The organism is Mesorhizobium intechi (genome assembly GCF_002879535.1).
In the GTDB taxonomy this organism is placed as follows: domain Bacteria; phylum Pseudomonadota; class Alphaproteobacteria; order Rhizobiales; family Rhizobiaceae; genus Mesorhizobium; species Mesorhizobium intechi.
In genome coordinates, this window is the sequence record NZ_PNOT02000107.1 from 1 (window position 1) to 21,322 (window position 21,322).

Consider the following 21,322-nt stretch of genomic DNA (forward strand, 5'->3'; position numbering starts at 1 on the left):
AAATAGGTGTGTGTGCCGGCAAGCAGGCGTGTCATGAACTCTCTTTGCCAGAGCGAAAAATCAAAAATCCAAAAATATTCTGAAACTCGCGCGTTTTTGTTCCGTATCTCCTCACGTTCCCAAAAATGGGAAGAGAAACCCGAGGAGTTTGAACATAATGCGTAGATACGCCGCCCTTTTGCTTGCCGGTACGATCGCCGTTTCCGCGCTTGCCACCGCCGCCTATGCCGAAAACCCGATGGTCGGCGGTGCCGCCATGTACGCCCAGAAGAACATCGTCGAGAACGCCGTGAACTCGAAGGATCACACGACGCTGGTCGCCGCCGTCAAGGCCGCCGGCCTGGTCGAGACGCTGCAAGGCGCCGGTCCGTTCACCGTCTTCGCGCCGACCAACGAGGCCTTCGCGGCACTGCCGGCCGGCACGGTCGACACGCTGCTCAAGCCCGAGAACAAGGACAAGCTGACCAAGGTCCTGACCTGCCATGTCATCGGCGCCAAGGCGATGGCGGCGGATGTGGCATCGATGGCCAAGGCTGACGGCGGCACGCACAAGGTCAAGACCGTCGGCGGCTGCGAGCTGTCGCTGAAGGCCGAGGGCGGCAAGGTCACCGTCACCGACGAGAACGGCAATGTCGCCAATGTGACGATCGCCGATGTCGAGCAGTCCAACGGCGTCATCCACGTTATCGACAAGGTTCTTTTGCCGAAGATGTAACAATGGGCTGGCCGCGGACGAACCTGCGGCAAGAGCTCTCCGCCGATTGAGTCGTCCCGCTCCCGGGTCCGCAATCGACACGCACGCTCCGCGCCGCCCACAGCCAGCTGTGGAACGGCGCGGAGCGACGTTTTGGGGCAACCGTCACCGGCTTTTGATTTTGGCGTGGCGGTATAGTTTGGCAAAAGGACAACCGGAGGAACTGGTCATGAACCGTCGCGACTTTCTTTTGAGCGGTGCCGCCGCCATTGGCGTCGTCGGGGCCGCCGCAACCATGCTGCGCATGGGAACTCCGCAGCCCGCGCTGGCGGCCGAAAAGTTCGAGATCACCAAGACGGACGACGAGTGGAAAGCCATACTGTCGCCCGCCGCTTTCGACGTCCTGCGCAAGCAAGGCACGGAGTATCCGGGCACCAGCCCGCTGCTCAACGAGCACCGCAAGGGCATCTTCGCCTGTGCCGGCTGTGACCTGCCGGTCTATCCCTCGGACACGAAATTCGATTCCGGCACCGGCTGGCCGAGCTTCTGGCAGGAGATCGCCAACGGCATCGGCAAGACCGAGGACAGGTCGCTCGGCATGACGCGCACCGAGGTGCATTGCCGCCGCTGCGGCGGCCATCTCGGCCACGTCTTCGACGACGGTCCGGCGCCGACCGGCCTGCGCCACTGCATCAACGGCGTGGCGCTGACCTTCAAGCCTGCCACGGCCTGACGAGATTCGACCAGAAACGAAAAACTCCGGGTCTTGCGGCCCGGAGTTTTTTGCGCGGTCAGAGCTTTTCGGGCGTGGACTGGAGGAGCTTCCCGAAACCGCTGCCCACGTCTGTGTTTGTCTTAATGCCCGCCGCCTCCACCACCACCGGGCGCGGCCGGTTTGTTGATCAGCATCGTGAACAGGCCGAGCGTGGCGAACAGCACCGTCAGCATGTAGAACACGTCCATGAAGGACAGCAGCGCCGCCTGCTGCTGGACCATGCCGGACAGCTTGGAGATCGCCGCACTGGCCGCATCCAGGCCGGTCGTCTGCTCGAAGTTCAGCGTCATGTTCTGCAGCTTGGTCTGCGCGGCGGCACTGCCCCACTGCACATGCTCGGCGAGCCTCGCATAGTGGAAGGCGTTGCGGTCGATCAGCACGGTGTTGATGAGGGCTAGGCCGACGGCGCCACCGAGGTTGCGGGTCAGGTTGAACAGGCCGGACGCGTTCTTCAGCCGGTCGGGCGGCAACGTGCCGAGCGCGATGTTGTTGATCGGCACCATGCACAGCATCATCGAGCAGCCGCGCAGGATCTGCGGGATGAGCAGCTCGTAAAAATCCCAGTCGGCGGTGAGATGCGTCATCCACCAGGTACCGGTAGCGAAGCCGAAGAAGCCGATCATCATCATCAGCCGCAAATCCATTTTGCTCGACAGGATGCCGGAGATCGGCGCGGTGACGAACATCGCCAGGCCGCTGACGAACAGCGCCTCGCCGATCATCATCGAATCATAGCCGCGGATACGGCCGAGGAAGACCGGATAGAGATAGGTCAGGCCGTAGAGGCCGATGCCGATAACGAAGGAAAACAGCGAGCCGAAGGCAAAGTTGACGTTGCTGAAAGCCCTGAGGTCGACGATCGGCTCCTCGGCGGTGAAGACGCGCCAGAAGAAGATCACGGCGCCGACGCTCATGACGATGGCGCAGATGAACACACCCTGGTCCTGCAGCCAGTCATTGTTCGGACCCTCCTCCAGCACATATTCCATGCAGCCGAGGAACGCCGCCATGCCGGCGAGGCCCCACCAGTCGAACTTGTTGAACAGCTTGAGATTGGGCTTGTCGAAATCGATCAACGACCAGGCGGCGGTCGCCACCAGGATGCCGGGCACGACATTGACCAGGAACAGCCAGTGCCATGAAAAGGCGTGACTGATATAGCCGCCGACGGTCGGGCCGATGGTCGGCGCCAGCGTCGCCACCAAACCGATCATCGGCGAGACGACAGCGCGCTTGGAGGGCGGGAAGATGGTGAAGGCCGCTGCAAAGACGCTCGGGATCATGCCGCCGCCGATAAAGCCCTGCACGGCGCGGTAGACGATCATCTGGTCGATGTTTGTGGCGGTCGCGGCAAGCGCGCTGGCCGCGGTGAAGCCGGCGGCGGCGATGGTGAACAGCACGCGCGTCGACAGCATCCGGCTGAGGAAGCCCGACAGCGGGATCATGACCACCTCGGCGATCAGATAGGCCGTCTGCACCCACGGAATTTCGTCGGAGCTGGCGCTGAGGCCCGCCTGGATTTCGGCGAGCGAAGCCGAGACGATCTGGATGTCCAGGATCGCCATGAACATACCGAACACCATCGCGAGGAAGGCGATGACGCGGCGTGTGGAGATAGTGTCAGGGACCGCGGGCCTTGCCGGCGGCGCTCCTGCGGTGATGGTAGCGGTTGCCATTTCATGGGCCTCCTTGAGGCCGGCCGGGCGGCCCAGCGCTTCATCAGCCGCCGAACCGCCCTCCGAAAGTGCCTAGTTGGTCGTCGCGGCGGGTGCGGTGCGGCTGTCAACGTTGACGACAACGCTGAGGCCAGCACGCAGCTTGCCGGTCTTCAGGGCATCGGCCGGCACGTCGATGCGGACCGGGACGCGCTGCACAACCTTGGTGAAGTTGCCGGTGGCGTTTTCCGGCGGCAGCAGCGAGAAGACCGCGCCCGAGGCCGGAGCGAGCGACGAGACGGTTCCCTGGATGGGATGGCCGTCGATGGCGTCGACCGAGATGTTGACCTTTTCGCCGGGAACGAGCCGGGCGAGTTGCGTCTCCTTGAAGTTGGCGACGATGTAAAGCTTGTCCAACGGCACGACGACGGCGAGCTTCTGGCCGGGGCTGACGAGATCGCCCTGCTCGACGGAACGGTTGCCGACGACGCCGTCATAAGGCGCCTTGAGCACGGTGAAGGACAGGTCGCGCGCCGCCTTGTCGCGGCTGAGCTGCAGCGAAGCGAGCGTGCTCGCGGACTCGGCGCGCTGTGCCTCGAACACGCCGATATTGGCCTGTGCGGCGGCGATCTGCGCATCCGCGCCAACCAGCGCGGCATTGGCCTGGTCAAGCGCGGTCTGCGCGTCGTCCAGTTGCGCCTGCGTGCCGACATGGGTCTTGACCAGCTGCGCGGCGCGCTGCTGGGCACGGGCGGCATTGTCGGCCGCGGCCTGGTCGGCGACCTTCTGCGCCTGGGCCTGCTGCAGGGACGCCTGTGCCGCCTTGGTCTGCGCGTCGATGCGGTCGAGCGTCTTCGCCAGCGTGGCGATCTGCGCCTCGGTCTGGGCGACGGCTATCTTGTAGTCGCCATCGTCGATCGTCAGCAGCGGGTCGCCGGCCTTGACCAGCTGGTTCTCGCTGACCTTGACCTGGTCGACATAGCCGGAGATCTTGGGCGAAACGAACGCCATGTCGGCCTGGACATAGGCATCGTCGGTCGAGATCATGAAACGGCCCGTGGTCCAATAGTCATAGCCGTACCAGGCGCCGCCGCCCAGGAGGGCAAGGCCGATGATCGGCAGCAGGAAGGAACGCACCGAGCGCTTCTTCTTGGCCGGAGCTTCGGCCGCCGGCCGCGGGGCGGCGACTGGCTGGACGGGGATTTCCGGCGCTTCGGTCGCCGGTGCGACCTTGGCGTTGGGGAAAGGGCGGACTTCGGCGGTGTTGGGCGCGTTCGAGGACATGACATCTCTCTAAAGTAATAATACTGAACCGTTCGGTTCGATCCGGCCGTTGACATAGCGCGGAAAGAGGACCATATCAAGGGGCAATCGAACCGGCTGGTTCGAATTATTTTCGAGGTGTGACTTTGATGGCCGAGACAACGCCTGACGTCGAAACCGACAAATGCAATGAACTGCTGGAGAGCCTGCGGCGTGGCAGGCCGGCGGCCGGGCAGGATCCGGTCAAGCGCAGCCAGATCATCGACGGCGCCCGGCGTGTCTTCATCGACAAAGGCTTCGAGGCCGCCTCGATGAACGACATCACGCGGGAAGCCGGCGTGTCGAAAGGCACCATCTATGTCTATTTCGCCAACAAGGAAGAGCTGTTCGAGGCGCTGATCGAGGAAGAGCGCGGCACCATCTTCAAGAACATGTACGACGTGCTGGACCGGGCTGATGACCTGCGCGAGACGCTGGTGAAGTTCGGCAAGGTGCTGTCCATGAAGATCACCTCGGCCAAGGTGATCCAGGCACAGCGCACCGTGATCGGCGCGTCGGACAGGATACCCGAGCTTGGCGCGCGCTTCTACGAGCGCGGCCCGAAACGCGGCCATGACAAGTTCGTGGTCTTTCTCAACGCTGCCATAGAGCGCGGCCTGCTCAAGATCGACGATGTCGACCTTGCGGCCTACCAGTTCACCGATCTATGCCTGGCCGGCCTGTTCCGGCAGTGCATCTTCGCCTATCGGGCCAAGGCGCCGACCCAGGATGAAATCGACCATGTCGTGAGGTCGGGCGTGCGCATGTTCCTGATGGCCTACGGCACCGAAAGCCTCGCCGAGGAAGAAGGCCACCAGATGATTGCCCTGGAGGCTAAGGCTTAGAGCAATTCCAGGAAAAGCGTGGACGGTTTTCCGTCCGGAATTGCGTCAACCCAAAGGGTCTAGCCGCCATTGCCGGCAAGCACGATCGCGGCGCGCAATTCCTCGAGGCCCTCGCTTTTTTCCGACGACGTCGCCAGGACGAATGGGAACGCCGCCGGCCGCTTCTTGATCTTGGCAAGCGTCTCCTCGATCAGCCGCGGTACCCCGGCGGCCTTGATCTTGTCGGTCTTGGTCAGCACGATCTGGTAGGACACCGCCGCCTTGTCGAGCAGAGACAGCACCTCGTCGTCCTTGGCCTTGATGCCGTGGCGGGCGTCGATCAGCACATACACCCGCTTCAGCGTCACCCGGCCCTTGAGATAGTCGAAGACCAGTTTCGTCCACTCGTCGACCTTCTCCTTGGGCGCGGTGGCATAGCCGTAGCCGGGCATGTCGATCAGCGCCATCGGCGGCAGGTCGGCGCCCTCGCCCGAAAATCCGTCCGGCACGAAATAGTTGAGTTCCTGCGTGCGCCCCGGCGTGTTGGAGGTGCGCGCCAGCCCCTTCTGGTTGACCAGCGCGTTGATCAGCGACGATTTGCCGACATTGGAGCGGCCGGCAAAGGCGATTTCCGGCGGCCCTTCCGGCGGCAGGAACTTCATGGCCGGCACGCCGCGGATGAAAATCCAACCGCGCGTGAACAGGTCGGTGGTGATCACAGTGCTGTTCAGAGCGTTCAAGCTGCTGCCTCCAGAAGAGAGATGTCGGCGCCCCTGATGGCATCGAGGTTGCGGCCGATCTTGTCCACCGGCCAATGCCACCATGCCAGTGCCATCAACCGCCTGATCGTCCCATCGTCGAAACGCATCTTCACCACCTTGGCGGCGTTGCCGGCGACAATGGCATAGGGCGGCACATCGTGCGTCACCACCGACTTGGCGGCAATGATGGCGCCATGGCCGATTTCCACGCCGGGCAGGATAACCGCCTCCATGCCGATCCAGACGTCGCTGCCGACCACCGTGTCGCCGCGCACCTCCTTCGACCATGTCGCCGGGTCAAACCCCTTTTCCCAGCCATGGCCGAAAATGTTGAACGGATAGGTGGAAAAGCCGGACATCGCGTGGTTGGCGCCGTTCATGATGAAGCGCGCGCCTTCGGCGATGGCGCAGAACTTGCCGATGATGAGCTTGTCGCCGATGAAGGGATAGTGGTGCAGCACGCATTTCTGCGCGAATTTGTCCGGTCCGTCCGGGTCGTCATAATAGGTGAAGTCGCCAATCTCGATGTTCGGCTCCGTCACCAGCGGCTTCAGGAAGCCGACGCGGGTGTGCATCGGGATCGGGTGCTTGATGTCGGGGTTGGGTCCGTCCATGTCGGTTCTTCCGGGAATTGGCAGGCAGGCGCGTCCGCCACTGGGGGCGTCTGGTCAAAATAACGTGATCCGCCCTATAGCACCAATCGGACGAGGAGCGAGTCTTCCGTGCGTGCCAGGCTCATTTGTTGCCGCGGCAGATCACGATCGGATTGGACAGCGCGCTGTCGAAACCGCCACCCTGGTAGACGGCGATGTTGGCCGCACCTGGCGGTAGCAGGAACGTGCCTTCGACGACCTTCTGATCGCCCGCCATCGTGTGGAGAGCCCAGCTGAACGCGCACAATTGCGGCGGCGCCGCGGGTTCGACGTGGCTGCAGTTCAGCTGCGCGCCACCCAGCATGGCGGCGCCGCCGCAGCTGACCGCGTCCTTTGCAACCGCGATGCCGGGACACCCGACGAGAGCCGTCACGGCTGCGATCCTGATCCAGTTCATCTTCGAGATCCTTGCCGGAAAATCCGCGCCGCCGGGGCGCCGCTTCCGTGTCGTGGCCCATGCGTTTTTTGGTCCGCGCGGCTTAGTCCGTCTTGCACGCGCCGTCCAGCGGGATTATGTGCATGATGATAATAAGCATGCTCACGAAAATGTGTCTGTAGGTCCTGATCTCTTCCCATGTCCTCCTCCCCTCATATCGGCTTCGTGCCGCGCAACGTCGCGCGCCTGCTTCGAACGCGCTTCGGGAAGCGTTCGCGGGTCCGCCTGGACGACCGCCGGCCGTGCCTGCCTTACCCGATCCCGCATGCCGGCCCGCTGCTCGAGATCATGCGCGGCAACGGCAGGAAAACACGGGACGAGGCCTTGGCCGGTCATTCGTCTGAAACACGGCGGCTTCGGCCGCAAACCCCAAGCTTCATCAAATCCAATCTGCTCGCGGCTCGCACCCGGCCAGCCGACGACCGGGAGAAAGTCCATGGCTGAATCCACATCCCCCAAGAAGCCCGCCGAAAACGACCCGGCCACGGGTCGCACCGGCGACCAGGTCATCCGGTTGGACAGCGAGCGCGAGCAGAGGCGCGCCAATGCCGTCATCGACAATGGCGAGCTGGAAGCGCCGGTCGGGCTGCAGCCGGCGGCACTCGAGGCGCCGGCCAAGGAGCCGCAGCCGGCTCCTGTCGCCGTTGCCCCTCCCGCTCCTGTTCCGGCCAAGCCGAAGCGCAGCCTGAAGCGCCCGGTGCTGTTTGCCCTGCTTCCCATCGGGCTCGCCGTCGGCGGCTATTACTACGTGACCGGCGGCCAGGTGATGACGACCGACAATGCCTACATCCAGGCGCAGTCGCTCGGCGTGTCCACCGACGTCTCCGGCACCGTGCAGGAGATCGACGTGCACGAGAACCAGTCGGTGAAGAAGGGCGACGTGCTGTTCCGCCTGCGGCCGGCCTCCTTCGAAACCGCTCTTGCCGCCGCCCAGGCACAACTCGGGACGGTGCGCAACCAGGTGCTGACCCTGCAGGCGAGCTACCAGCAGTCGCTGTCGCAGATCGAACAGGCGCAAGCCGACATTCCCTATTACGAGGCCGCGTTCCAGCGGCAGCAGGACCTGCTCAAGACCTCCACCGCCTCCAAGGCGTCTTTCGACAGTGCCCAGCACGACCTCGTCGCGGCGCGCCAGAAAGTGTCCGTCGCCAAGGCGCAGGCGCAGGCCACGCTTGCCCAGCTGGGCGGCGACGCCAACCAGCCGGTGGAGAAGAACCCGTTCTACCTGCAGGCCCAGTCGGGCGTCGACGATGCCCAGCGCAACCTCGCCGATTCCGTGGTCAAGGCGCCGTTCGACGGTGTGGTCACCAATGTCGACGCGCTTCAGGTCGGCAAATATCTGCCGGCCTCGCAGCCGGCCTTCAGCCTGGTGTCGTCGACCGATCTGTGGATCGAGGCGGAGCCGAAGGAAACCGAACTGACCTATGTGCGGCCGGGACAGACGGCGACGATCAGCGTCGACACCTATCCGGGCGCCGTCTGGCACGGCACGGTTGCCTCGATCAGCCCGGCCTCGTCGTCCAGCTTCTCGCTGCTGCCGGCGCAGAACACCACCGGCAACTGGGTCAAGGTCGTGCAGCGCATTCCGATGCGCGTGACGGTCGATGATAGCAAGGGCAAGCCACCGCTGCGCGGCGGCATGAGCGTCGTCGTCGACGTCGAGACCGGCCATGCGCGCGGCCTGCCGGACTTCGTCGCCAACCTCATCGACCGGTTCGGGCACAAGTCATGACCAGCGCGACCGCGGCAGGTGCCACACCGGTGGTCGCCAATCGCGGCGCCATCACGGCTTGCGTGATCCTGGCGGTCATCATGCAGGCGCTGGACACGACCATCGCCAATGTCGCGCTGCCCTACATACAGGGCAGCGTTTCGGCCAGCGCCGACCAGATCAATTGGGTGCTGACCTCCTATATCGTCGCGGCAGCGGTGATGACGCCGCCTTCGGGCTACCTCGCCAACCGGTTCGGCCGCAAGCGCATCCTGCTGACCTCGATCACCGGCTTCGTCGTCGCTTCGGTGCTGTGCGGCTTCGCGCAGTCGCTGCCGCAGATCGTCGGCTTCCGCCTGCTGCAGGGCCTGTTCGGCGCGGCGCTGGTGCCGCTGTCGCAGAGCATCCTGCTCGACATCTACAGTGTGGAAGAGCGGGGCTCGGCGATGGCGCTGTTCGGCGTGTCGGTGATGGTCGGGCCGGTGCTCGGCCCGGTCATCGGCGGCTGGCTGACCGAGAACGTCTCCTGGCGCTGGGTGTTCTACATCAACGTGCCGATCGGGGCGCTGGCTTTCGCCGGCGTGTCCCTGTTCGTGCTGGAAACCAAGCTGGACAGCAAGGCAAGGCTCGACTGGCTGGGTTTCGGCATGCTCAGCATCACCATCGCGGCGCTGCAGATGTTTCTCGACCGCGGCGAGCAGCTCAACTGGTTCTCCTCGTCCGAGATCATCGTCGAGGCGCTGATCTGCGCGTCGGCTTTTTACATCTTCCTCGTCCACACCTTCACCGCCAGGAACACGTTCGTTAATCCGCGGCTGTTCCTGGACCGGAATTTCGCCGTCGGCATGATCTTCATCTTCATCGTCGGCATCACCTATCTCGCCTCGCTGGCGCTGATGACACCCTATCTGCAGACGCTGATGGGCTATCCGGTGGTGACGGCCGGTATCGTCATGGGCCCGCGCGGCCTCGGCACCATGGCCTGCATGTTCTTGGTCGGCAGACTGGTCGGCAAGGTGGACACACGTTGGCTGCTGTTCATCGGCCTCGCGATCACCGCCTGGGCGATGTACGACATGACCGGCTGGACGCCCGACGTCTCGCAATGGACGATCATCAGCACCGGCTTCATCCAGGGCGCGGGGCTCGGCTTCCTCTTCGTGCCGCTGACCACCATAACCTTCGCCACGCTGGCGCCGGAACGGCGGGCGGAAGGCACCGGGCTCTACAATCTGTCGCGAAACATCGGCTCCAGCGTCGGCATCTCGGTGGTCACCGCGCTCCTGACGCAGAACGTGCAGATCAACCATGCCAACATCGCCGCCTATGTGACGCCCTTCAACCAGGCATTCGGCAATCCGGCGATCGCGCAGGCGATGAACCCCTACACCGCCGCCGGTCGCGCAGCACTGGACGGCGTGGTGACGCTGCAGGCGACTGTCATCAGCTACATGGATGACTTCAAGCTGATGATGGTGCTGTCGCTGGCCGCCATCCCGCTGGTGCTCTTGCTGCGCAAGCCAGGCACGCCGGCCAAGGTCGACCATAGTGCCGTGATGGAGTGATGCTGACGTCCGGCCGTGTTCACGGCACACAAAAAGAAACCGGGGCCCTGCGAGGGACTGCAGGACCCCGGCCTCGCCGATAACGACTTCCCAAGAAACGTGGCACCTCGTTCCGAGGCGGGGGATGGCAGGCCAAGAAAGCCCCAACGACCTGCCACTGCCCCCTTTTGGCCGGAAGCCGCTACTTCGGCAACAGCACCTTGTTGACGACATGGATGACGCCGTTCGACTGGTTGACGTCGGCGATGGTCACCTTCGCCTCGCCGCCGGACTCATCCATGATGTAAAGCTTGTTCTTCTTGACCTCGGCGGTGAGCGTGTCGCCGGAGACGGTCTTCATCTCGTATTTGCCGCCCATCGCCTTGGCCTTCTTCATCATCTCGGCGCCTGAAATCTTGCCGGCCACGACATGCGCGGTCAGCACCTTGGTGAGCTTGTCCTTGTTCTCAGGCTTGAGCAGCGTGTCGACCGTGCCGGACGGGAGTGCCGCGAAGGCCTCGTTGGTCGGTGCGAAGACGGTGAACGGGCCGGCGCCCTGCAGCGTGTCGACCAGGCCGGCGGCCTTGACGGCGGCGACCAGCGTGGTGTGGTCCTTCGAATTGACGGCGTTCTGGACGATGTTCTTGGTGGTGTACATCGGCGCCCCGCCGACATTCGGGTTCTTGGCGTAGGCGGGGGCGGCAATCGCCACGCCGGCGACGAGGGCGGAAATGGCGATGATCCTGAATGACGGCAAGCGCATGTGGTCTTCCTCCGGGTGAGGGCTGATCGGAATTGATAAGCCTTTGGAATTGCACACGCAGTCACGCTCCGCGACCGCTCGCGGTTTCACCGATCACGGAAACGTGAACGAATGCCCGCCCAAAGAAAAAGCCCGGACGAACCGGGCTTTCTCGAGAATTTCTATTCCGCCGGTGACGGTTTCTTTTTGAACAGGGCCATCAGATTGTCCCACAGCTCGATCTTGGCGCCCTGGCGCTTCATGATCACGCCCTGCTGGAGGATCGACAGCGTGTTGTTCCAGGCCCAGTAGATGACGAGGCCGGCCGGGAAGCCCGCCATCATGAAGGTGAAGATGACGGGCATCCAGGTGAAGATCGCGGCCTGCGTCGGATCCGGCGGCGTCGGGTTCATGCGCATCTGCAGGAACATGGTGACGCCCATGATCAGCGGCCAGACACCGATCATCAGCATGTGCGGCAGCGTGATCGGAACCAGGCCGAACAGGTTGAAGATCGAGGTCGGATCGGGCGCCGCCAGATCCTGGATCCAGCCGAAGAACGGCGCGTGGCGCATCTCGATGGTGATGTAGAGCACCTTGTAGAGCGAGAAGAAGACCGGGATCTGCAACGCCACCGGCCAGCAGCCGGCAAGCGGATTGATCTTCTCGGTCTTGTACAGCTCCATCATCGCCTGCTGCTGCTTCATCTTGTCGTCCGCGTATTTCTCGCGGATCTCCAGCATCTTGGGCTGCACCTTCTTCATGTTCGCCATCGACGCGTACGACTTGTTGGCGAGCGGGAAGAAGATGGCCTTGACGATGACGGTGGTGGCGAGGATCGCCAGGCCGAAATTGCCGAAGAACTTGTAGAGCGTGTCGATCAGCCAGAACATCGGCTTGGTGATGAAATAGAACCAGCCCCAGTCGATCACCAGATTGAACTGACGAATATGACGGTCCGCCTCGTAGGCGTTGATCTTGGCGACTTCCTTGGCGCCGGCGAAGATCTCGGTCTCCACCGTCGCCGACTGGCCGGCATCGACATTGATCGCATCGGTGAGGAAGTCGGACTGATAGCGGTGGCGGCCATCCTCGAAAAAGGCATAGCGCGGCTGGAAAGGCTGCTTTTCGGTCGGCACCAGCGTGACGGCCCAGTATTTGTCGGTGATGCCGAGCCAGCCATCGGTCGACTTGCCCGGCGTGACCTGCTTTTCCGATTCGATCTTGGCGTATTTGTATTCGGCCAAGCCCTCGGTGCCGGTAACGCCGATCAGGCCCTCATGCAGCACATAGGTGCTGGCGACGGCCGGCTTGTCGTAGCGCGTGACGCGGCCATAGTTGAACAGCGAAACCGCGCTGGAGCCGGAATTCTGCACCGTGTCGGTGACCGTGAACATGTAGTTGGCATCGACCGAGAAGACGCGCTTGAAGGTCAGGCCCTTGTCGTTGGTGTAGGTGAGCGTGACCGGCGTCGATGGCGTCAGCGTCGGATTGCCATCGACAGTCCAGACCGTTTCGGCACCCGGCACCGTGCCCGTCTTGTCGTTGCCGACGAAGCCGATCTCGGCGAAATAACCGGTAGGCAGCGCCTGCGGGTTCAGCAGTTCGATCTCGGGCGAATTCTTGTCGACGGTCTCTGTGTAGTGCTTGAGCTTGAGGTCGTCGAGGCGAGCGCCGGTCAGGTTGATCGAGCCCTCGAGGCTCGGCGTGTCGATCTTGACGCGCTTGGAAACGGCCAGCGCCTGGTCGCGGCCGGCCGCGGTGACGGTGTCACCGCCGGGCGCGCTGGGAATGGTGCCCGGCGCCGGCGCCGGTGTGCCAGCACCCGGATTGGCGGCCTCGGCCGCCTTCTTCTGCTCTTCCACCCGCTGCTGCTCGATCTTGGCGGCCTGGCGCTGCTGCTCGACGCGCGGGTTCATGTAGAAAACCTGCCACAAAGTCAGGATCAGCACCGACAGCGCGATGGTGATGAAGAAGTTCCGGTTGTTTTCCATCGAGAGCCCTTGGCCTATCGTGTTCCGCGAAGTCGGCGGGAGAGTTCGGCCTTCAACTGGCCGAAGGGGGCGCGCAGCGCATCGTCGCGCCCGACGATGACATAATCATTGCCGGGCACCATGTCATCTGCGGCATGGACGCGGACGGCCTCTTTAAGCCGCCGCCTGACGCGGTTGCGCACAACAGCGTTGCCGACCTTCTTGGTGACGGTGTAGCCGACGCGCGGCACCCCGCCATCGCCGCGGTCGAGGACCTCGACGAGGAAAAACCGTCCGCGTCGCTTTTCACCACGACGGACGGCCAGGAATTCCGCGCGTTTCAGAAGCCGCTTGGGATTTTGCCCCATTGGCTTGCCGGTTGCGGGCAACGATATCGTCTCGCTTAGGCGCTAAGCCGCTTGCGGCCGCGGTTGCGGCGAGCTGCGACGACGCCACGACCACCCTTGGTGGCCATGCGGGCACGGAAACCGTGCCGGCGTTTGCGGACGAGTTTGGACGGTTGGTAGGTACGCTTCATTTGTTTTAATACCGCGGGGTGCGGCCCTTCTTGATTCTGTCACTCTGTAACAGGAGCTTTGCCGGGCCGGCTTTGGCGCGATCGAAACCGCGCCGGGACGAGTGGCCCGAGCGTGAGCGGGCTTATAGAAAGAAGGGTTTTGGAAGTCAATCCGGCGTCGGGACGGCATGGACGCAGGCTTTATGACGGTAATTTAATGTTCCGGCCGAAGGATGAAATTGGCAAAAATGCCGTAATCGCCTAATCTTGGCCGATCAAGTGATTGTGAAGACAGAGTCGCATGAGCGAAACCAGCCAAGCGGGGGAAGGGAACGGAACGGCGCCCGCCGCCGTCCGCACGGTCCCGCTGTCGCGCGGTTTGTCGACGAAACTGCTGCTGCTGACCATCGTTTTCGTGCTTCTGGCCGAAGTTCTCATCTTCCTGCCCTGGATCGCCAGCTACCGGCTGAGCTGGCTCAAGGAACGGCTGAGCACGGCGGCGGCCGTGTCGATCGTGCTGGTGCAGGGCGAGTCGACCTCGCTATCGCGCACTGCCCAGAATGACGTGCTGATGGCGATCGGCGCCAAGGCGATCGCGGTGCGCGATGGCGGCGTCTCGCGGCTGCTGGTGGTGGCGGACATGCCGCCGCAGGTCGACGAGCATATCGACCTCGCCAGCGTCGGCATGATCAAGGGCATGACCGGCGCGCTCGACACGCTGTTCTTCGGCGGCGGCCGGATGCTGCGCGTTTTCGGTCCGGTTGGCGACAGCGACAAGGAATTCGAGCTGATCATGCCGGATTACTCGCTGCGCAAGGCCATGCTCATCTATTCGCGCAACGTCGCCTTCGTCTCGCTGCTGATCTCGCTGTTCACCGCCATGCTGGTCTACGCCGCGATCGACCTGATCATGATCGGGCCGATCCGCACCATGACGCGCTCGATGCTGTCCTTCTCCGAAGCGCCTGACGATCCCGGGCGCATCATCCGTCCCGCCGCCCGCTCCGATGAGATCGGCGTTGCCGAACGCGAGCTGTCGCAGATGCAGGAGCGGCTGCAAAAGATGCTTTCGGAGCAGAAACACCTTGCCGATCTCGGCCTGGCGGTCTCGAAGATCAACCACGACATGCGCAACATCCTGGCCTCGGCCCAGCTGATGTCGGACCGCCTGCGCCAGGTGAGGGATCCGACCGTGCAGGCCTTCGCGCCGAAGCTTTTGCGCGCGCTCGACCGGGCCGTCTCCTATTCGGAAGGCGTGCTTCACTACGGCCGCACGCAGGAACCGCCGCCTTCGCGCCGCCGGGTGCGGCTGCGCCAGCTGGTCGAGGACGTGCACGGCCTGCTCGACATCGAGGAAGGCATCGAGTTCATCAACGCCGTCGAGGCGGCTTTCGAGGTGGACGCCGATTCCGACCAGCTGTTTAGGGTGCTCACCAATCTGTGCCGCAATTCGGTGCAGGCGATGGCGGCCGACACAGAGAGCGCCGTGGTGCGGCGGCTCGCCGTATCGGCCGAGCGCATGGGCAGCGTCAGCCGCATCGCCGTCACCGATACCGGCCCCGGCCTGCCGCCGAAGGCGCGCGAAAACCTGTTCGCGGCGTTCCGCGGTTCGGCGCGCAGCGGCGGCACCGGCCTTGGCCTGGCGATCGCCCACGAACTGATCCGGGCGCATGGCGGCACGGTGGAACTGATCGAATCGATTGGCGGGCGCACGACTTTCGCCGTCACCATCCCCGACCAGCCGGTGCGGCTCGACCAGGCCCGCGGCAGCCTGCGCCGCCCGGCGTGACGAGGTCGGCGCCGTTTTCCAGGGCTTCTGCCCTTCAAGCCTTGCGCTTTCCATGACCTTCGCCGAGACTTTTCCTCCGTCGGCCTGAACAGACCGGCTTCGCGGCTCCAAAGCCCTGGGATTGGGGCCGTCGTCACCGGATGACGCCCTCGCGACAAAACTTTTGCCGGATCGGCTTGCTTTTCCCAAATTCAGTCGTTAGGGAACTGCACACATTCGCGGCCGGTCCCCGGGATCGGATCGCGGGGCCGTTGAAAACATGGCCGATGCGCGCCCGTAGCTCAGCTGGATAGAGCACCAGACTACGAATCTGGGGGTCAGGAGTTCGAATCTCTTCGGGCGCGCCATTCACTCATCCATACCGTTGGATATTCGGATCGAGTACCCCGTCGGAAGCCGTGCGAGGGTCGATCTGTCGCACAGGTGTCGCACCGGGGCGGATGACAAATCGTGGCAATGATCCGGAAACGATGTCGAGGCCCTCTCTGCTGGCGGCATGGAGAGCGCGCGCGGGTCGCAGCGGTGGCTGTCAGGAAAGCCAAAAAGGGTCGCGGCGAGCGAATCGCGGGGCAATTCCCCGGACAGACGCGCTTAAATTGGACCTTGCGCGGCAACCATCATTCCGCCGGTCACCGCGCTCATGCCGGCGAGTACCAGACCAGCTGGCACCTGGCTATATCCGCCTGTACATGTAGGTCGTCGCGTGCAGCGCCTTGCCGTCCGGGTCCCAGGCGAAATCAGGGATCACGCCGGCCACCGCGAAGCCAACGGAAGCGTATAGCGGCTCCGCGGCGTCCCCGGTCCGCGTGTCGAGGGTTACGAGGGTCTTCCCCAGTTCACGCGCGCGGTTCAGCGCTTCGTTCATCAGGGCTCGCCCGATGCCGAGCCTGCGTGCGCGCGGATGGACCACCATTTTTGCGATCTCGCAACGATGCGGCTGGTTGGGCGGCATGGTGGTGAGAAGCTGGACGGTTCCGACGATCTCGCCGCCCCGCTCCGCGCCGAAAAGCACTCTACGTCCTGCAGCGACCTCACGTTGAACATCGCCCGACCAGAACCGAGCCGCGTCCTCGTAGGGCATGGGCGCCATGAAGCTGATAGCCGCCCCCTCGGCTACGCTGTCTGCGAGAACCCTGGAAAGCTCCCCTAGCCTTTTCCCGATGGCGAGGCCGTCGAGTTCAATGATCAGCGTTTCCATGTATGGCGGTTCCTCAAGCCATGGCGATAATGTAACGAGCCGGTTGTTCGCCGGTCTCAAAGGAAGAGGCGCCGCGCAGCCGATAGCGCAGGCAGTCGCCGGGACGCAGGTCGTGCCGAATGCCATCGGCGATCAAAACAAGGGCACCCGCCAGAAGCACCAAATGGTGTTCGTGCCCCGGAAGAGCGGGCCGCTCGTAGACGATGCGCTGGTTGGGCGCGATCTCGCACTCGATCATTTCGAGCTTCAGTTGTCCGCTGGGCGGCGAAAGAGCACGACGAGTGAAGCCCTTCTCCTGATCCGACCATATGCTTTGGTCAGCGCGGCGGACAAGCGGGGGAAAGTCCGGCTCGAGCGGGGCCAGAAGCTGGGAAAGCGGCAACGCGAAAGCCGACGCCAGACGACCAAGCGTTTGCGCTGTGGGGCTGACTTCGCCATTCTCGATCCGCGACAGCGTCGCCCGACTGACGCCGCTGTTTGCCGCCAGATCCTGAAGGGTAAGCCCACGATCCGCTCGAAGCAGGCGAAGATGGTCGGCCAAGGCTTTCACGTGGGGTGACGCTGTGTCCATATGTGGGAAAATAGCTCAAATATGGGAAATTGCAAGCGCGGGGCCGTTGACAAGGAACCCCTGCGCCATCTGCAAAAAAAGAAGACCCGCAGGGCGGACGGCGTAGCCAAGCCATGTTCGGTGAGGGGCACCCACGCGGAGAATCGGGGGCACTTCCAGACTAGCCGATCCGTTCAGGGAGAAAGCCACCTGTCTGGCGCTTCCAAAGCCGTGCAAACAGGCCGTCCCGCTTGACCAGTTCGTCCGGCTTTCCTTCTTCGACGATACGACCCTGCTCGAGCACGACTATCCGGTCCATCATGGCGATCGTCGAGAGGCGATGGGCGATGGCGATAACAGTCTTTCCGTCCATCACGAGGTTAAGCCTCCCCTGGATGGCAGCCTCGGACTCGCTGTCGAGGGCGGAGGTTGCCTCGTCGAGCACCAGGATCGGCGCGTTCTTCAACAACACGCGGGCGATGGCGACACGCTGGCGCTGGCCGCCTGACAGCTTGATGCCGCGGTCGCCGACGAAGGCTTCATAGCCCTTGCGGCCTTCGGCGTCCGAAAGATCGGCGATGAAGGCATCGGCGGCGGCCATCTTCGCCACCTCTTCGATCTCCTGTTCGCTCGCCTCCGGCCGGCCATAGCGGATATTGTCGCCGACCGACCGATGCAGCAGTGCGACATCCTGCGCGATGACGCCGATGGCGCGCCGAAGGCTTGCCTGGCTGACGGCACGGATATCCTGCCCGTCGATCAGGATCGCGCCCTCCCTGACATCGTAGAAGCGCATGAGCAGGTTCGCGAGCGTGGTCTTGCCCGCGCCCGAAAGGCCGATGAGGCCAATCTTCTCGCCGGGACGGACCCTCAGCGACAGATCCTCGATGACAGGCTTTCCGGCCTTGTAGGCGAAGCGAACGTTCTCGAAACGGATCTCGCCGGCCTCGACCTTGAGATCAGCCGCATCCGGCCGGTCGGTGATGGCGGGCGGAGTCGTCATGACCGGCATGGCGTCCTTGATCGTGCCGATCGCCTGGAAGATCTGCTGGCCCATCTGCAGGAATGTGAAGATCTGTGTCGACAGGCGCTGGAGGATGTAGACGGCGCCGACAAACTGGCCGATCGAGAGAAACCCGTTGACCAGACCCGAAAATCCGATCGAAAGCACGGTCAGCCACAGCCCCATATTGAGGACGACGACAGTCAGTTCCGCGGTACGATAGATGCGTTGTTCGCTGTGTTGGGTGTGCACGGACTGCCCGATGATGCGACGGATAGCGCCTGCCTCGCTGTCCTCGGCGGCGAACTGCTTGATCATCTGCATGTTGGTGTAGAGATCGGTGATGGCGCCGGCCACCATGCTGCGCTGCTTGGCGGTGCGGCGCGAGCGCTCGGCAAAGGTGGGAACGACCCTGACGGTGAATGCCACGTTCAGCGCGATCCAGACGACGACCGGCAAGGCAAGCTGCCAGGACAGCGCGCTGAGCAGGACCACCGAACCGACCAACTGCAGCAGGAAGCGTGGAATGGACTGGAAGGCGGCAATGATCTGCTGCTGGACAGCGGATGCCACCTGCTGCAGGCGCGAGGCGACCTGACCGGCATAGAGGTCATGGAAGAAGGCGAGATCCTGTCGTTCCACCGCCTTGTGGCCCTGCCACTGGATGGCGGCCGGCATGCCCACGCCGAGCGTGTGCGAGGTCAACGTGTTGAGCAGGAACGAGACCACCGGCATCGCCGGAAAGATCAGCAGCCCGAGGAACGTCAAAAGCGGCCATTCATTGTGCAGGAAGGCGGAAGCGCCCTGTCGCGTCACGCCATCAACGATGACCGAAAGCCCCCAGACGATCGTCAGATTGATAGCTTCCATCGCCATGGAGCAAAGCGCCAGCGCAACCAGCACGCCACGAAACATCGAAATAAAGTGCAGGAGGACGGCTACAGGCCCCTTGGGGGGCAGCGGCCGGTAGGGAATATCCAGCGGCCGGATCAGGTTTTCGAACGGACGGTAGATCGCGTCTGAAATCGACATGGTGCGCTTGAGCTCTGAGTGGAACCGAGGGCGAGGACTCAACTGCCGCAATAGGATCACCTGCCGGCCGCAACCTCAACTAGAACATCTCCGGCAAATGTCATGAAGGGGTAGCCGCTTTTTCAAGATAGGCTATGTCCCAGGCGGTGCGCGGCTGACGTAGTTTCTTTCATGTTCAGGCTTGCACCATTTTCAAACCAACGCCCAGCGAGCGGAGCCTGATCCCACCATGACCCTCATCAAGCGTGCGCTGATCACGGGGGCCGGAGCCGCCGACGGCATCGGCTTCGCCATCGCCCGCCAACTCGGCCGCACCGGCACTGCGGTGTTCCTCACCGGCGCCAGTGGGCGCGTGCTTGACCGCGCCGCCGAGCTATGCGCCGAAGGCATCGCTGCCGTGGGCGTGGTCGCCGATCTCACAAAGGCCGCCGAGGTCGGCCGGCTGCGGGCTGATGTCGGCGCCGTCGACATACTGGTCAACAATGCCGGCATGGGCTCGCTGGCGTCGCCCTCGGTCGACAAGGCGTTTGTCGCCATGACCGAAGCCGATTGGGACCAAGGCATCGAGGTCAGCCTGAAGACGGCGTTTCTGGTCACCCATGCGTTCCTGCCGGCGATGGTCGAGGCAGGCTATGGTCGCATCGTCAATGTGGCGTCGGTCACCGGGCCGGTGGTGTCTTTCGGCGGCACGTCGGCCTATTCCGCCGCCAAGGCCGGGATGGTCGGCCTGACGCGCACGCTGGCGCTCGAAGTGGCCAGGAGCGGCATCACTGCCAATGCCGTGGCGCCCGGCTGGATCAAAACGGGCTCGTCGAGCGCGACGGAGCTGACGGCAGCCCTGCACACGCCGCCGGGGCGAGCAGGCCGGCCCGATGAGGTGGCCGCAGTGGTGGTGTTTCTCGCATCGGAAGGCGCCAGCTATGTCAATGGCGCCCTTTTGGTGGTCGACGGCGGCAACAGCCTTCAGGAACTCAAGGGCTGAGGGTCGGTCGAACTGGTGCCCCCACCTCGGTGCGCTCCCGCAGCCGCGCAAACAGACCGCCCCGCCTCAGTTCGTCCGGCTTTTCGACGATACGGCGCTCGCCATCAGAGCGCAGCGTCGCCGCCGCCTTGTCCAACCCAAGACCGGACTTCAGCGGCGATGTCCATTCGGCGGGCCGCGAGATCATGCGGGAACGTAGGTCAACCTGATCACATCCTCGCCGATCCGATCATGCGTCATAAGGCGCAGCCGCGGCCGGGGCCCGGCGAAATAGGGCTTGCCGTGCCCAAGCACGACGGGGTGCAGGTAGATGCGGTACTCATCGATCAGGCCAAGTTCGGTGAGGCTTTGCGCCAGCTTCGGGCCGGCGACTTCGATCTCCCCGTCGCGCTCGGCCTTCAACTCGCGGATCGCGCCCCCAAAGATCGTCCCCGACGAGCCTGGCGTTGGGACCAACCGACTTCAACGAGCGCGAGACGACCCATTTCGGCTGGTTCCGCCACGCTGCGGCGAAGGCGCGTTCGTCTGCGTTCCATTCAGGATGATCGTCGTCCCAGTACCGCATGATTTCATACATCTGGCGACCATAGACACTGCCCGCCTGCGCCCGAGCCTCCTCGATGAAGTGGCGGAAAAGCGTGGCGCCCGGCGCAAATGCCATGTGGTCGACATAGCCGTCCAGGGACTGGTTCATTCCGAACACGAGCTTTGCATCCCCGTTCCTTTCCTCACCGGGCCCGTCCGCGCGGTTCCGATTGTGTTATGCAATCGGTTATAGGCTAGATCGACTGATTTCGGATCGCAATTGGTTTTTGGGTCACCGCTTGCAACACAGATCGGTCCGCCGATAAATGACCGCTGGTCCGTTGCGATCAGTTGCAGGTGCATGCATGCTCACGGTCTTCGGGGAAGGCAGAGGCTTTCGGGTCGCCTGGCTACAGGAGGAAATGGGACTCGCTTGCCGTTCGAGGCCCGTGGACCTGGCGGCCGGGACGACAAGGAGTTCCTGGCCATCAACCCTGGCGGGTTCATCCGGGCTATTCGGGACGGCGACGTCGTCATGGAGTCGATTGCGATCATGGAGTACTTGGTGGCGCGTTCGCCGCCATCTCGATCTGCCTGATCGTTCTGCCGATCGTCCTGTTGTCGGTCGCGCGGCATCCGCTTGGCGGCGGGCAGGC

Annotated in this window: 21 protein-coding genes, 1 tRNA gene and 2 pseudogenes; 10 read left to right on the top strand and 14 right to left on the bottom strand. The window is 63.6% G+C overall.

The window, feature by feature from the left end; translation table 11 throughout:
* The first annotated feature begins 157 nt into the window (after nt 1-157).
* Both C1D09_RS09340 and msrB read left to right on the top strand, forming a co-directional pair.
* Nucleotides 158-715, top strand: coding sequence for a fasciclin domain-containing protein (locus C1D09_RS09340; protein WP_143973992.1), 558 nt, complete (start codon nt 158-160; stop codon nt 713-715).
* Nucleotides 716-923: 208 nt separating this feature from the next.
* A complete protein-coding gene (msrB, locus tag C1D09_RS09345; protein ID WP_143973993.1) occupies nt 924-1,427 on the top strand; it encodes a peptide-methionine (R)-S-oxide reductase MsrB in 504 nt (167 codons plus the stop codon).
* Between the two features lie 122 nt (nt 1,428-1,549).
* On the opposite strand, the gene C1D09_RS09350 is transcribed toward msrB, so the two are convergent.
* Nucleotides 1,550-3,145: a DHA2 family efflux MFS transporter permease subunit gene (locus C1D09_RS09350; protein WP_143973994.1), complete on the bottom strand. Its 1,596-nt coding sequence runs from the start codon at nt 3,143-3,145 to the stop codon at nt 1,550-1,552.
* Between the two features lie 72 nt (nt 3,146-3,217).
* Nucleotides 3,218-4,408 carry an HlyD family secretion protein gene (locus C1D09_RS09355; protein ID WP_143973995.1) on the bottom strand — a complete coding sequence of 397 codons (1,191 nt, stop codon included), beginning with the start codon at nt 4,406-4,408 and terminating at the stop codon, nt 3,218-3,220.
* Between the two features lie 128 nt (nt 4,409-4,536).
* On the opposite strand from C1D09_RS09355, the gene C1D09_RS09360 reads away from it, so the two are divergent.
* Entirely contained in the window at nt 4,537-5,271 is a 735-nt protein-coding gene (locus C1D09_RS09360) for a TetR/AcrR family transcriptional regulator (RefSeq protein WP_143973996.1), read from the top strand.
* A 59-nt stretch (nt 5,272-5,330) separates the two neighbouring features.
* On the opposite strand, the gene yihA is transcribed toward C1D09_RS09360, so the two are convergent.
* The 3 genes from yihA to C1D09_RS09375 form a co-directional block, all read right to left on the bottom strand.
* Nucleotides 5,331-5,990, bottom strand: a complete 660-nt coding sequence (gene yihA / locus C1D09_RS09365) for a ribosome biogenesis GTP-binding protein YihA/YsxC (RefSeq protein WP_143973997.1) — start codon at nt 5,988-5,990, stop codon at nt 5,331-5,333.
* Entirely contained in the window at nt 5,987-6,625 is a 639-nt protein-coding gene (locus C1D09_RS09370) for a CatB-related O-acetyltransferase (protein ID WP_143973998.1), read from the bottom strand. Before C1D09_RS09370 ends, yihA begins: the two co-directional genes overlap by 4 nt.
* Nucleotides 6,626-6,746: 121 nt before the next feature.
* Complete coding sequence (locus C1D09_RS09375) at nt 6,747-7,061, bottom strand: hypothetical protein (RefSeq protein WP_143973999.1); 315 nt, start codon at nt 7,059-7,061, stop codon at nt 6,747-6,749.
* A 177-nt stretch (nt 7,062-7,238) separates the two neighbouring features.
* Here C1D09_RS09375 and C1D09_RS09380 point away from each other — a divergent pair, with 177 nt between their 5' ends.
* From C1D09_RS09380 to C1D09_RS09390, 3 genes are read left to right on the top strand one after another with little or no spacing between them, the layout of a single operon-like run.
* Entirely contained in the window at nt 7,239-7,544 is a 306-nt protein-coding gene (locus C1D09_RS09380) for a hypothetical protein (protein ID WP_143974000.1), read from the top strand.
* Nucleotides 7,537-8,832 carry an HlyD family secretion protein gene (locus tag C1D09_RS09385; protein WP_143974001.1) on the top strand — a complete coding sequence of 432 codons (1,296 nt, stop codon included), beginning with the start codon at nt 7,537-7,539 and terminating at the stop codon, nt 8,830-8,832. The genes C1D09_RS09380 and C1D09_RS09385 overlap by 8 nt, the downstream gene beginning before the upstream one ends.
* Nucleotides 8,829-10,376: a DHA2 family efflux MFS transporter permease subunit gene (locus tag C1D09_RS09390; RefSeq protein ID WP_143974002.1), complete on the top strand. Its 1,548-nt coding sequence runs from the start codon at nt 8,829-8,831 to the stop codon at nt 10,374-10,376. Before C1D09_RS09385 ends, C1D09_RS09390 begins: the two co-directional genes overlap by 4 nt.
* A gap of 181 nt (nt 10,377-10,557) precedes the next feature.
* Here C1D09_RS09390 and C1D09_RS09395 read toward each other — a convergent pair whose 3' ends face one another.
* The 4 genes from C1D09_RS09395 to rpmH all read right to left on the bottom strand — a co-directional run bounded on the left by C1D09_RS09395 (nt 10,558) and on the right by rpmH (nt 13,608).
* On the bottom strand, nt 10,558-11,118 hold the full coding sequence (locus C1D09_RS09395; RefSeq protein WP_143974003.1) for a fasciclin domain-containing protein: 561 nt from the start codon (nt 11,116-11,118) through the stop codon (nt 10,558-10,560).
* A 161-nt stretch (nt 11,119-11,279) separates the two neighbouring features.
* A complete protein-coding gene (yidC, locus tag C1D09_RS09400; protein WP_143974004.1) occupies nt 11,280-13,091 on the bottom strand; it encodes a membrane protein insertase YidC in 1,812 nt (603 codons plus the stop codon).
* A gap of 14 nt (nt 13,092-13,105) precedes the next feature.
* Nucleotides 13,106-13,438: a ribonuclease P protein component gene (gene rnpA, locus C1D09_RS09405; RefSeq protein WP_019862424.1), complete on the bottom strand. Its 333-nt coding sequence runs from the start codon at nt 13,436-13,438 to the stop codon at nt 13,106-13,108.
* A gap of 35 nt (nt 13,439-13,473) precedes the next feature.
* Entirely contained in the window at nt 13,474-13,608 is a 135-nt protein-coding gene (gene rpmH / locus C1D09_RS09410; RefSeq protein ID WP_008833937.1) for a 50S ribosomal protein L34, read from the bottom strand.
* A 280-nt stretch (nt 13,609-13,888) separates the two neighbouring features.
* Here rpmH and C1D09_RS09415 point away from each other — a divergent pair, with 280 nt between their 5' ends.
* Together C1D09_RS09415 and C1D09_RS09420 are read left to right on the top strand one after the other, a co-directional pair.
* On the top strand, nt 13,889-15,376 hold the full coding sequence (locus tag C1D09_RS09415; protein ID WP_143974006.1) for an ATP-binding protein: 1,488 nt from the start codon (nt 13,889-13,891) through the stop codon (nt 15,374-15,376).
* Between the two features lie 270 nt (nt 15,377-15,646).
* Nucleotides 15,647-15,723: transfer RNA gene (locus C1D09_RS09420), tRNA-Arg, on the top strand.
* 326 nt (nt 15,724-16,049) lie between these two features.
* On the opposite strand, the gene C1D09_RS09425 is transcribed toward C1D09_RS09420, so the two are convergent.
* The 3 genes from C1D09_RS09425 to C1D09_RS09435 form a co-directional block, all read right to left on the bottom strand.
* On the bottom strand, nt 16,050-16,574 hold the full coding sequence (locus C1D09_RS09425) for a GNAT family N-acetyltransferase (RefSeq protein ID WP_143974007.1): 525 nt from the start codon (nt 16,572-16,574) through the stop codon (nt 16,050-16,052).
* Nucleotides 16,575-16,587: 13 nt separating this feature from the next.
* Nucleotides 16,588-17,124: a helix-turn-helix domain-containing protein gene (locus tag C1D09_RS09430; RefSeq protein WP_342780218.1), complete on the bottom strand. Its 537-nt coding sequence runs from the start codon at nt 17,122-17,124 to the stop codon at nt 16,588-16,590.
* A gap of 181 nt (nt 17,125-17,305) precedes the next feature.
* The gene (locus tag C1D09_RS09435; protein WP_143974009.1) at nt 17,306-19,159 is read right to left on the bottom strand and encodes an ABC transporter ATP-binding protein; all 1,854 of its coding nucleotides are present in this window, start codon (nt 19,157-19,159) and stop codon (nt 17,306-17,308) included.
* A gap of 229 nt (nt 19,160-19,388) precedes the next feature.
* Between C1D09_RS09435 and C1D09_RS09440 the strand changes: the two genes are divergently transcribed.
* Nucleotides 19,389-20,141 carry an SDR family oxidoreductase gene (locus C1D09_RS09440; protein WP_143974010.1) on the top strand — a complete coding sequence of 251 codons (753 nt, stop codon included), beginning with the start codon at nt 19,389-19,391 and terminating at the stop codon, nt 20,139-20,141.
* On the opposite strand, the gene C1D09_RS09445 is transcribed toward C1D09_RS09440, so the two are convergent.
* Nucleotides 20,131-20,328, bottom strand: coding sequence for a hypothetical protein (locus tag C1D09_RS09445; RefSeq protein ID WP_143974011.1), 198 nt, complete (start codon nt 20,326-20,328; stop codon nt 20,131-20,133). The genes C1D09_RS09440 and C1D09_RS09445 overlap by 11 nt on opposite strands.
* Nucleotides 20,325-20,835: pseudogene (locus C1D09_RS09450) on the bottom strand (dihydrofolate reductase family protein). Before C1D09_RS09450 ends, C1D09_RS09445 begins: the two are co-directional and overlap by 4 nt.
* 196 nt (nt 20,836-21,031) lie before the next feature.
* On the opposite strand from C1D09_RS09450, the pseudogene C1D09_RS33715 reads away from it, so the two are divergent.
* Nucleotides 21,032-21,240 (top strand): annotated as a pseudogene (locus tag C1D09_RS33715) (thioredoxin domain-containing protein); the annotation flags it as partial.
* Nucleotides 21,241-21,322: the final 82 nt, after the last annotated feature.

Excerpts from the sequence above, each read along its gene's own strand:
- C1D09_RS09340 (WP_143973992.1), top strand. The coding sequence starts at position 158 with ATGCGTAGATACGCCGCCCTTTTGCTTGCCGGTACGATCGCCGTTTCC.
- msrB (WP_143973993.1), top strand. The coding sequence starts at position 924 with ATGAACCGTCGCGACTTTCTTTTGAGCGGTGCCGCCGCCATTGGCGTC.
- C1D09_RS09350 (WP_143973994.1), bottom strand. The coding sequence starts at position 3,145 with ATGGCAACCGCTACCATCACCGCAGGAGCGCCGCCGGCAAGGCCCGCG.
- C1D09_RS09355 (WP_143973995.1), bottom strand. The coding sequence starts at position 4,408 with ATGTCCTCGAACGCGCCCAACACCGCCGAAGTCCGCCCTTTCCCCAAC.
- C1D09_RS09360 (WP_143973996.1), top strand. The coding sequence starts at position 4,537 with ATGGCCGAGACAACGCCTGACGTCGAAACCGACAAATGCAATGAACTG.
- C1D09_RS09370 (WP_143973998.1), bottom strand. The coding sequence starts at position 6,625 with ATGGACGGACCCAACCCCGACATCAAGCACCCGATCCCGATGCACACC.
- C1D09_RS09375 (WP_143973999.1), bottom strand. The coding sequence starts at position 7,061 with ATGAACTGGATCAGGATCGCAGCCGTGACGGCTCTCGTCGGGTGTCCC.
- C1D09_RS09380 (WP_143974000.1), top strand. The coding sequence starts at position 7,239 with ATGTCCTCCTCCCCTCATATCGGCTTCGTGCCGCGCAACGTCGCGCGC.
- C1D09_RS09385 (WP_143974001.1), top strand. The coding sequence starts at position 7,537 with ATGGCTGAATCCACATCCCCCAAGAAGCCCGCCGAAAACGACCCGGCC.
- C1D09_RS09390 (WP_143974002.1), top strand. The coding sequence starts at position 8,829 with ATGACCAGCGCGACCGCGGCAGGTGCCACACCGGTGGTCGCCAATCGC.
- C1D09_RS09395 (WP_143974003.1), bottom strand. The coding sequence starts at position 11,118 with ATGCGCTTGCCGTCATTCAGGATCATCGCCATTTCCGCCCTCGTCGCC.
- yidC (WP_143974004.1), bottom strand. The coding sequence starts at position 13,091 with ATGGAAAACAACCGGAACTTCTTCATCACCATCGCGCTGTCGGTGCTG.
- rnpA (WP_019862424.1), bottom strand. The coding sequence starts at position 13,438 with ATGGGGCAAAATCCCAAGCGGCTTCTGAAACGCGCGGAATTCCTGGCC.
- rpmH (WP_008833937.1), bottom strand. The coding sequence starts at position 13,608 with ATGAAGCGTACCTACCAACCGTCCAAACTCGTCCGCAAACGCCGGCAC.
- C1D09_RS09415 (WP_143974006.1), top strand. The coding sequence starts at position 13,889 with ATGAGCGAAACCAGCCAAGCGGGGGAAGGGAACGGAACGGCGCCCGCC.
- C1D09_RS09425 (WP_143974007.1), bottom strand. The coding sequence starts at position 16,574 with ATGGAAACGCTGATCATTGAACTCGACGGCCTCGCCATCGGGAAAAGG.
- C1D09_RS09435 (WP_143974009.1), bottom strand. The coding sequence starts at position 19,159 with ATGTCGATTTCAGACGCGATCTACCGTCCGTTCGAAAACCTGATCCGG.
- C1D09_RS09440 (WP_143974010.1), top strand. The coding sequence starts at position 19,389 with ATGACCCTCATCAAGCGTGCGCTGATCACGGGGGCCGGAGCCGCCGAC.
- C1D09_RS09445 (WP_143974011.1), bottom strand. The coding sequence starts at position 20,328 with ATGATCTCGCGGCCCGCCGAATGGACATCGCCGCTGAAGTCCGGTCTT.